9 protein-coding genes are annotated in these 8,576 nt (G+C 67.2%); 6 read left to right on the forward strand and 3 right to left on the reverse strand.

The window, feature by feature from the left end; all coding sequences use genetic code 11:
- Positions 1–136: 136 nt before the first annotated feature.
- Entirely contained in the window at positions 137–2,428 is a 2,292-nt protein-coding gene (locus ACFX59_RS17960; protein WP_309691439.1) for a CDC48 family AAA ATPase, read from the reverse strand.
- Positions 2,429–2,691: 263 nt separating this feature from the next.
- Between ACFX59_RS17960 and ACFX59_RS17965 the strand changes: the two genes are divergently transcribed.
- Positions 2,692–3,582, forward strand: coding sequence for a LysR substrate-binding domain-containing protein (locus ACFX59_RS17965; RefSeq protein ID WP_387434393.1), 891 nt, complete (start codon positions 2,692–2,694; stop codon positions 3,580–3,582).
- A 275-nt stretch (positions 3,583–3,857) separates the two neighbouring features.
- Here ACFX59_RS17965 and rpmG read toward each other — a convergent pair whose 3' ends face one another.
- On the reverse strand, positions 3,858–4,025 hold the full coding sequence (gene rpmG, locus ACFX59_RS17970; RefSeq protein ID WP_007407030.1) for a 50S ribosomal protein L33: 168 nt from the start codon (positions 4,023–4,025) through the stop codon (positions 3,858–3,860).
- 203 nt (positions 4,026–4,228) lie between these two features.
- On the opposite strand from rpmG, the gene ACFX59_RS17975 reads away from it, so the two are divergent.
- The 3 genes from ACFX59_RS17975 (at position 4,229) to ACFX59_RS17985 (ending at position 5,740) form a co-directional block, all read left to right on the forward strand.
- Positions 4,229–4,567, forward strand: coding sequence for a hypothetical protein (locus tag ACFX59_RS17975; protein ID WP_387434396.1), 339 nt, complete (start codon positions 4,229–4,231; stop codon positions 4,565–4,567).
- A complete protein-coding gene (locus tag ACFX59_RS17980; protein WP_387434399.1) occupies positions 4,568–5,131 on the forward strand; it encodes a TMEM165/GDT1 family protein in 564 nt (187 codons plus the stop codon). It begins immediately after the preceding gene.
- A 111-nt stretch (positions 5,132–5,242) separates the two neighbouring features.
- The gene (locus ACFX59_RS17985) at positions 5,243–5,740 is read left to right on the forward strand and encodes a Dps family protein (protein WP_307101883.1); all 498 of its coding nucleotides are present in this window, start codon (positions 5,243–5,245) and stop codon (positions 5,738–5,740) included.
- 64 nt (positions 5,741–5,804) lie between these two features.
- Here ACFX59_RS17985 and ACFX59_RS17990 read toward each other — a convergent pair whose 3' ends face one another.
- Positions 5,805–6,536, reverse strand: a complete 732-nt coding sequence (locus ACFX59_RS17990) for a Crp/Fnr family transcriptional regulator (RefSeq protein WP_309691417.1) — start codon at positions 6,534–6,536, stop codon at positions 5,805–5,807.
- Positions 6,537–6,687: 151 nt separating this feature from the next.
- Here ACFX59_RS17990 and ACFX59_RS17995 point away from each other — a divergent pair, with 151 nt between their 5' ends.
- Both ACFX59_RS17995 and ACFX59_RS18000 read left to right on the forward strand, forming a co-directional pair.
- Positions 6,688–6,873, forward strand: coding sequence for a DUF1328 domain-containing protein (locus tag ACFX59_RS17995; RefSeq protein WP_007407044.1), 186 nt, complete (start codon positions 6,688–6,690; stop codon positions 6,871–6,873).
- A gap of 7 nt (positions 6,874–6,880) precedes the next feature.
- Positions 6,881–8,473 (forward strand): cisplatin damage response ATP-dependent DNA ligase, encoded by a 1,593-nt coding sequence (locus ACFX59_RS18000; protein ID WP_387434402.1) that lies wholly within the window; start codon positions 6,881–6,883, stop codon positions 8,471–8,473.
- Positions 8,474–8,576 lie beyond the last annotated feature (103 nt).

Below are 8,576 nucleotides of genomic sequence, written 5' to 3' on the forward strand. Positions count from 1 at the left end.
TCACCCAAGCTGCGCTAGCCAGCAGGCTGGCAAGCTTCGCTAACCCTCTCCCCTGTCCAGGGGAGAGGGAAAGAAGAAGCAATACTGAATGTCGATCCGCCGTAGCCCCCTCCCCGCCGGGAGGAGGGGCTTTCCCTCAAGGCTGCTTGTCGCCCCTCGGCGTCAGCATTCCCGGCGTGATGAAGCCGATCGGCTGGATCGCCGCCGCATCCTGTTTCAGCCGGGCGGCGATCTGTTCGTAATCGCGCTCCATTTCGGGGGTCACGCTGGCCCGCGCCTCAGTCAGCGCCTCGTCGAACGCCGCCATGTCGACCTCCTGCGCGCCCAGCGACTTGCGGAGCGCGATCAGGCCCGCGCGGCGGACCACGTCGCCCAGGTCCGCGCCGGTGAAGCGATCGGTCCGCGCCGCCACATCGTCCAGATCGACATCGGGTGCGAGCGGCATCTTGGCGGTCTGGATGCCCAGGATCCGCCGACGCCCCGCCTTGTCGGGCACGCCGACATAGATCAGCTCGTCGAACCGGCCCGGCCGCAATAGCGCGGGGTCGACCAGATTGGGGCGGTTGGTCGCACCGATCACGACGACCGATTGCAATTCCTCCAGCCCGTCCATCTCCGCCAGGATGGTGTTGACCACCCGCTCGGTCACCTGCGGCTCGCCCAGGCCGCCGCCGCGCGCGGGGACCAGCGAATCGAGCTCGTCGATGAAGATGACCGTCGGCGCCACCTGTCGCGCGCGGGCGAACAGCCGGGTGATCTGCTGCTCGCTCTCGCCATACCATTTGGAGAGGAGGTCGCTCGACTTGGTGGCGATGAAATTGGCCTGCGCCTCGCGTGCGACCGCCTTGGCCAGCAGCGTCTTGCCGGTGCCGGGCGGGCCGTAAAGTAGGAAGCCCTTGGCGGGCCGGATACCCAGCCGCCGAAAGGCATCCGGGTCCTTCAGCGGCAGCTCGACGCCTTCCTTCAGCTTCATCTGCGCGGTGTCGAGCCCGCCGACATCCTCCCAGCGGACGGTCGGCGCCTGCACCATCACCTCGCGCATCGCCGAGGGCTGGACGCGCTTGAGCGCCTCCATGAAATCCTCGCGCGTCACCGACAGCGTGTCGAGCACCTCGGCCGGGATCGTCCGCTCCTCGAGGTTCAGGCGCGGCATGATCCGCCGCACCGCCTCGATCGCCGCCTCGCGGGTCAGCGCGGCCAGATCGGCCCCGACGAACCCGAAGGTCGTGCGCGCCAGCTCGGCCAGGTCGACCTTGTCGCCCAGCGGCATGCCGCGCGTGTGGATGCCGAGTATCTCGCGCCGCCCGCGCTCGTCGGGGACGCCCACCACGATCTCACGGTCGAAGCGGCCCGGCCGCCGCAGCGCCTCGTCGATCGCTTCGGGCCGGTTGGTGGCGGCGATGATGACGAGGTTCGCGCGCGCCTCCAGCCCGTCCATCAGGGTCAGGAGCTGCGCGACGAGCCGCTTCTCCGCCTCGCCCTGCACCCGGTCGCGCTTGGGGGCGATCGAGTCGATCTCGTCGATGAAGACGATCGAGGGGGCGGACTTGGTCGCCTCCTCGAAAATCTCGCGCAGGCGCTGTTCGGATTCACCATAGGCCGAGCCCATGATCTCGGGCCCGTTGATCAGGAAGAATTGCGCGTCCGATTCATTGGCCACAGCGCGGGCAAGCCGCGTCTTGCCGGTGCCGGGCGGGCCATGGAGCAGCACGCCCTTGGGCGGCTCGACGCCCAGCCGCTCGAACAATTCGGGATAGCGCAGCGGCAGTTCGACCATCTCGCGCAGCTGGTCGATGGTCGAGGCCATGCCGCCGATATCGTCATAGGTGACGTCGGCGCGGCGGGCTTCGCGCGGTTCCTCATATTCGGGGCGCAGCTCGACCTCGGTATTCTCGTCGATATGGACGACGCCCTTGGGGCTGGCCGCGACGACCGCGAGGCGGATTTCCTGGAGCGCATAGGCGGGCGCGTTCATGAACTGCGCGACGCCCGGCGGCATGTTGGTCACACGCTGCTGCCCCGCCGTCGCCACCACATCGCCCTGGCAGAGCGGCCGGTTGAAGAAGGTGCGCTTCAGCGCCTGCGCCGAGCCCTGGAGCCGCAGATTCTCCTGCGCGGGGGCGAAGACGACGCGGGTCGCGGGTTTCGATTCAACCTTGCGCACCTCGACGAAATCGCCCGAGCCGACGCCGGCATTGGCCCGCTGCAACCCGTCGATGCGCAACAGGTCGAGGCCCTCATCCTCCTGATAGGGGGCGACGGCGCGCGCCGGGGTCGCCTGCTTGCCGACGATCTCGACGACATCGCCCTCGGTGATGCCCAGCGCCGCCATCAGCGCGCGCGGCATATGCGCCAGCCCGCGCCCCGAATCCTCGGGACGGCTATTGGCCACCTGTATCTTGCGGGTCGGCGCGTCGCTGTCGGCCATGATGATCCCTTGGCTTGAGTGTTCAACACGAAAGCGCGGGACGTGGGGGCGGGTTCCGGGTCGCGAAAGGGCCGCCCGACGGAGCGAGGCAAAAAAAAGGGCCGATCGAAACGACCAGCCCGTAAAAGTTTTTAGGAGAGGATGCCTGAAAGGCCCGTTCCTTTTGCGCCGCAGCACGCTATGTTGCAAGTGCGAAAAGCTTGGTTAAGGTTGCAGTTTATGCAATCCTCTGATCGAGAGGATGTCACAACAACAGGTGCGAGATGCGCAGGCTTCCCCCGCTGGGTGCGATCGAAGCATTCGTCCAAGTCGTCCGTCTGGGCTCCATCAAGGCCGCCGCCGAGGAACTGGCGCTGTCCGCCCCTGCGCTCAGCCGCCGGGTCCAGACGCTGGAGCGGTTCGTCGGCAAGCCGCTGTTCGCGCGGCGGCATCAGGCGATGGTGCCCAATGAGGATGGCCAGACGCTGATGGAGCAGATCGCGCCGCTGCTCGACCAGTTGAGCGACGCGGTGGAGGCGATGACCAGCGGGCACGAGGTGCTGCGCCTGCGGCTCGGCGTGCTGCCGCTCTATGCGGCGCAGCGGTTGTTCCCGCATATGGGGATGCTGCGCGCGGCGCATCCCGAACTGCATCTCGACATCGACACCGCCGGGCACGGTATCGCGCGACTGGGCGAAGGGCTGGACGCGGTGATCGCGCTGGGCCGCGACATCGATCCCTCGCTCTATGCCAAGCGGCTGGATCGCAACAAGGTCTATGTCATCGGGTCGAAGCGGCTGATCGAAGGGCCCAACCCGCTGGTCCGCCCGTCGCAGATGAACGGCATGACCGCGCTGCTCCACCGCGAAATGCCCGACGCCTTCACCGCCTGGTGCCAGGTGGCGGGGCTGACCAATATCAAGCCCAAGGCGATCGACTATTTCGATTCGGGCGGACTGATGCTGGAGGCGGCGGCGCAGGGGCTGGGCATCGCCTTCATGCATGCCAGCCATTTCGAACATGCGCAGGACCCGCGCCTCGTCCGGCTGTTCGATATCGAGGTGGACAGCCCGTACAGCCACTGGTTCGTCTGCCGCCCCCGCGCGCTCCAGCAGAAGTCGGTGCGGCTGTTCCATGACTGGCTGATCCGCACGCTGTATCCCGAAGCGGCATAGGCACACGCCCCAAGCACGCCCCTCCCGCAGGCGGGAGGGGATGGGGGAGGGAAAGCCCCAAGCCGTGTCGCCCGTGGAGAAGCCCTCCCCCCAGCCCAGTTTCAGGTAAACGATGCCCCGCATCGTTTAGGTCATGCCGGAGGCATGACCGACCTGAAACTCGCCCGCGGGAGGTGGAGCGTTATGCCAACGACAAAAAGCCGCGCGTCCGTCAGGACGGCGGCTTCACGCCTTCAAGCCATTACGGGGCGACCCTGGGGGTCGCCGCCCGCAAATTACTTGATCTTGGCTTCCTTGAACTCGACATGCTTGCGCACGACCGGGTCGTACTTGTTGAAGCTCAGCTTCTCGGTCTTGGTGCGCGGGTTCTTCTTCGTGACGTAAAAGAAGCCGGTATCAGCCGAGCTGACGAGCTTGATCTTGACGGTGGTCGGCTTGGCCATGACCTGGTTCCTGTATGCGTGAAAAAGCGAAAGCGGCAGCCGGAGCCGCCGCTATATAAGCGCCGCCCATGGCCCATGGGCCCGCCCGAGTCAAGTATTGCGGGCCATTTAAGCCCCTCTTTACGCGCCCGCGACTATGGTTACACCCCCCGATCCCGGCGGGCCGCCGGACAGGGACGGGTGGAAGGAACAGGCGCAAGGCCATGGGTACAGGCGATTCGCCCCGCGACAAGGGCATGGACGGCGCGATTCGCGATCAGCTCTGGGCGCGCATCGCCGCACTCGACGTTCGCGCGCCCTATGCCCCCGTCGCGGATCTGGCGGGGGGCGTCGAGGCGATTCGCCGAATCGCCCATGCCCATGGCCTGGCCCCGGCGGTCACCGTCACCCATTTCATCGACCGCGCCCTGTCACGCAGCGGCGGCACGGCGACCGTGCATGGCTGGCTGACCATGTTGACCGATGCGGTGGCGAGCGAGCGGCAGGATTTCGAGACGGCGAATCACTTCGCCACGGTCTGTTCGGTGCGGCTGGCGGGCTGAATGGATGCGCTGATGATCGTGCTGGTCGCGGTGCTGGGCGCACAGGCGGCGGGGCGATGGAGCGGCTTCGTGGTCCATCTGGCCGAGCATAGCCGACAGCCCGGCCGGGTCGTCCTGGGGGCGATGCTGGTCCAGGCGGTCATGGCGGGCCTGGCGATCGCGTTCGGCCAAACGCTGGCACCCGAGGTGACGCCCGACACCCGCAGCTTGTTGCTGGCGCTGGCGCTGCTCGTCCTGGGGATCGGGCTGTTCGGGCGGATGGCCGCGCCGCGCGCGATGCCGCCGCGCTGGAGCCCGCTGGTCGCGGCGGTGATCGGCAGCGGTGCGATCCAGCTTTCCGATTCGACGACGCTGGTCATCGCGGCGGCGGCGGCGCGATCGCCCCTGCCCTGGGCCGCGCTGCCCGGCGCGATGCTGGGGCTTGCGGGGGCGATCCTGCCCGCGCTGCTGCTGGGCGAGCGGGAGTGGCGCCGCCTGCCGCTACGGGCGATACGGATCGGCGTCGGTTGCACGATGATCCTGGCCGGAATCACCATCGCCCTGTCGATCCGGGGACTGATCTAGGGGATCGATCAGACTGCACGGTCTTTGTACATGGACAGGCGGGGAGCATTTGCGCCATCGGATCGTTTACGCAACGATCCAGACAGCAACGACAGATAGCGGGAGCATGTCATGTCCGATATCAATCCGGCGCTCGATACGCCGACCGACCTCAGCCGCAACGCGACCGCCAGCGTCGCCGACGCACTCAACGGCGCCTTGGCGGACTGCTATGCGCTGTACCTGAAGACCAAGAATTTCCACTGGCACGTCTCGGGCCCGCATTTCCGCGACTATCACCTGATGCTTGACGATCAGGCGACGCAGATCCTGGGCGTGACCGACGCGATTGCCGAGCGGGTGCGCAAGACGGGCAATGTCACGCTGCGGTCGATCGGCGATATCGCGCGGCGCCAGACCATCGTCGACAATGACCGCGAATTCGTGTCGGCCGCCGACATGCTGGTCGAGCTGCGCGACGACAATCTGAAGCTGGTCGAGCGGTTCCGCACCGTCAAGGACGCCGCCGAAGAGGCCAAGGACAATGCCACCAGCGGCATCGTCGACGAATGGACCGACCAGGCCGAGGAACGCGCCTGGTTCCTGTTCGAGGCGGGCCGCAAGGGCTGATCTCCCCCACCCCACCCCATGATGCGAAGGGCCTCGGCGAAAGCCGGGGCCTTTTGTCTGGGCGTCAGACCGCGGCGGCGGGCAGCCAGGGGGCCTCGAACCGCGGCCGCCGGGGGGGCAGCGGGGAGAGCTGGCGCAGCGCGGGCAGGTCGAGCAGGCGGAAGCGATGGCCCTGTCGCGAGATCAGCCCCTCGGCTTCCATCGCCCGGATCGTCCGGTTGACGTGAACGGCGGTCAGGCCGACCAGATCGCCGATGATCTCCTGGGTCAGCGGCAGGTGGAAGCTGTCGTCCTGCACCATGTCGATCGGGGTCAGCCGCGCATGGAGATCGACCAGCAGGCGCGCCAGCTGCTCCTTGGCCGAGGCGTTGCCCGTGATCGCCAGCATGTCCATCAGCGCCAGCCGCTCCATCTGCGCCGCCGTGGTGAACAGCGCGCCAAGACGCGGCATCTCGGTCAACAGTTGACCGATCCGTTCATAGGGTACGAACGCCGTCACCGCCTCGGTGATCGCGGTCAGCGTGTCGGCGGCATGCGGCAGGACCATGCTGGGCGTGGCCAGCATATCGCCGGGCAGATGGACCTTCTGGATTAGCCGATCGCCATTGCGCAGCACGATCGAGGAACTGATCCACCCCCGGATATGCAGGTAGAAGCCGCTGACGACATCGCCTTCGCGCTGGAACGTCTGGCCGCGACGGCGCACCACCTCGGCATCGCCCAGGTTGATCAGCGCATTCTCTTCGGCCGGGGTCAGGTCGCACAGGGCACGATAGCGGTGGGTCGGATAAGGCATAGGATCGCCTTGTTCCATTTCCCCACCCTTTTTGCCAACCGATCCTTGCATTTAGCGGGCGCGCCCGCCCCCTTTCGGTTTCGCCCATCCGTAATCGGAACACCAACCGTCCTGGCCGGTTGACCCCTTATCAGGTCAGGAGAATCGTCCCATGCTCAAGCTCGCCATCACCTTTCTCGTCGTCGGACTGATTCTCGGCGCGCTGGGATTCGGGGGGATCGGGGGCGCCTTTGTCGGCATCGCCAAGATCCTGTTCTTCATCGCGATCGCGCTGTTCGTGATCTTCCTCGTGCTGGGGCTGGTCGCGGGCAAGTCGGTGAAGAACGCCATCGACTGATCCGCCGATGCGCGAATTCGCGGCGTTGCTCGATGCGTTGATCTATACCCGGTCGCGCAACGCCAAGCTGAAGCTGGTCGCGGATTACCTCGCCACCACGCCCGACCCCGACCGGGGCTGGGCGATGGCGGCGTTGACCGGCGATCTCGACCTGCCCGGCGTCAAGCCCGCGCTGATCCGCGCGCTGATCGAGCAGCGGGTCGACCCGGTGCTGTTTCGCATGAGCCGCGACTATGTCGGCGACACCGCCGAGACGGTTGCGCTGCTCTGGCCCGCGCCCGACCGGCCGCTGGACCCCGAACCCCTCTCGGTCAGCGCGGTGGTCGAGCGGTTGCGCCACCTCTCCCGCTCGGACGCCCCCGCCGTGCTGGCCGACATGCTCGACCGGTCGAGTGCGGAGGAACGGTTCGCGCTCCTGAAGATGGCGACCGGCGGCCTGCGCATCGGCCTGTCCGCCCGACTCGCCAAGACCGCCTTCGCGCTGCATTTCGGGCTGGACGTCGACGCGGTGGAAGAGGTCTGGCACGGCCTGTCGCCGCCCTATGCCGAACTGTTCGCCTGGGGCGAGGGCAAGGGCGCGCAGCCGACGCCCGCCGACGTGCCGGTCTTCCGCCCCTTCATGCTGGCGCATCCGCTGGAGGATCTGCGGGTCGACCTGACCGACTATGCCGCCGAGTGGAAATGGGACGGCATCCGGGTGCAGATCGTCCATGTCGCGGGCCAGACCCGGCTCTACAGCCGCACCGGCGACGATGTGACCCACGCCTTTCCCGATGTGGCGAGCGCCTTCGACGCAGTGGGCGCGGTCGACGGCGAGCTGCTGGTCAAGGGCGAGCATCAGGGCGGTACGCTGGAGGATGGCGGCGGCGCGGCCAGCTTCAACGCGCTGCAACAGCGGCTGGGGCGCAAGACGGTGTCGGCCAGGATGCTGGCCGACTACCCCGCCTTCGTCCGGCTCTATGACATATTGGTCGATGGGACCGAGGATGTCCGTGCCCTCCCCTGGACCGAGCGCCGCCAGCGGCTGGAGGCGTTCGCAGGGAAACTCGACCTCGATCGATTCGACGTCAGCGCGGTGATCGAGGCGGAGGACTTCACCGCGCTGGAGGCCCTGCGCGCCACCGCCCGCGATGCCGCGATCGAGGGGGTGATGCTCAAGCGTCGCGATTCGCCCTATAGCGGCGGGCGGCGGGTCGGCCTGTGGTACAAATGGAAGCGCGATCCGCTGACCGCCGATTGCGTGATGATGTACGCCCAGCGCGGCAATGGCCGCCGGTCGAGCTATTATAGCGACTATACCTTCGGCTGCTGGACCGAGGAGGGCGAGCTGCTCCCCGTCGGCAAGGCCTATTCGGGGATCACCGACGAGGAGTTGCGGCAGCTCGACCGTTTCGTGCGCGCGCATACCGTGCAGCGCTTCGGCCCCGTGCGCGAGGTCGAGAAGACGCTGGTGCTGGAGATCGCGTTCGATTCGATCCACGAGTCCAAGCGGCACAAATCCGGCGTCGCGATGCGCTTCCCCCGAATCGCCCGCATCCGCACCGACAAGCCCGCCGCAGAGGCCGACCGGGTGGACACGCTCAAGCGGCTGGTGACCTAGGGCCGGTCGCCATTCAGCGATGCCTGTCCTTCCCTCGCCCCTCGCAGAGGGGAGAGGGTTGCGCAGACTTGGTCTTTGCGAAAGCAAAGGCTTAGTCGGAGCT

Origin of the sequence: Sphingomonas sp. NCPPB 2930 (genome assembly GCF_042867205.1) — a bacterium.
Taxonomy (GTDB): Bacteria; Pseudomonadota; Alphaproteobacteria; order Sphingomonadales; family Sphingomonadaceae; genus Sphingomonas.

Bases quoted from the DNA above. Each gene is read 5' to 3' on its own strand.
- ACFX59_RS17960 (WP_309691439.1), bottom strand. From the start codon at position 2,428: ATGGCCGACAGCGACGCGCCGACCCGCAAGATACAGGTGGCCAATAGC.
- ACFX59_RS17995 (WP_007407044.1), top strand. From the start codon at position 6,688: ATGCTCAAGCTCGCCATCACCTTTCTCGTCGTCGGACTGATTCTCGGC.
- ACFX59_RS18000 (WP_387434402.1), top strand. From the start codon at position 6,881: ATGCGCGAATTCGCGGCGTTGCTCGATGCGTTGATCTATACCCGGTCG.
- ACFX59_RS17980 (WP_387434399.1), top strand. From the start codon at position 4,568: ATGGATGCGCTGATGATCGTGCTGGTCGCGGTGCTGGGCGCACAGGCG.
- ACFX59_RS17965 (WP_387434393.1), top strand. From the start codon at position 2,692: ATGCGCAGGCTTCCCCCGCTGGGTGCGATCGAAGCATTCGTCCAAGTC.
- ACFX59_RS17985 (WP_307101883.1), top strand. From the start codon at position 5,243: ATGTCCGATATCAATCCGGCGCTCGATACGCCGACCGACCTCAGCCGC.
- ACFX59_RS17975 (WP_387434396.1), top strand. From the start codon at position 4,229: ATGGGTACAGGCGATTCGCCCCGCGACAAGGGCATGGACGGCGCGATT.
- ACFX59_RS17990 (WP_309691417.1), bottom strand. From the start codon at position 6,536: ATGCCTTATCCGACCCACCGCTATCGTGCCCTGTGCGACCTGACCCCG.
- rpmG (WP_007407030.1), bottom strand. From the start codon at position 4,025: ATGGCCAAGCCGACCACCGTCAAGATCAAGCTCGTCAGCTCGGCTGAT.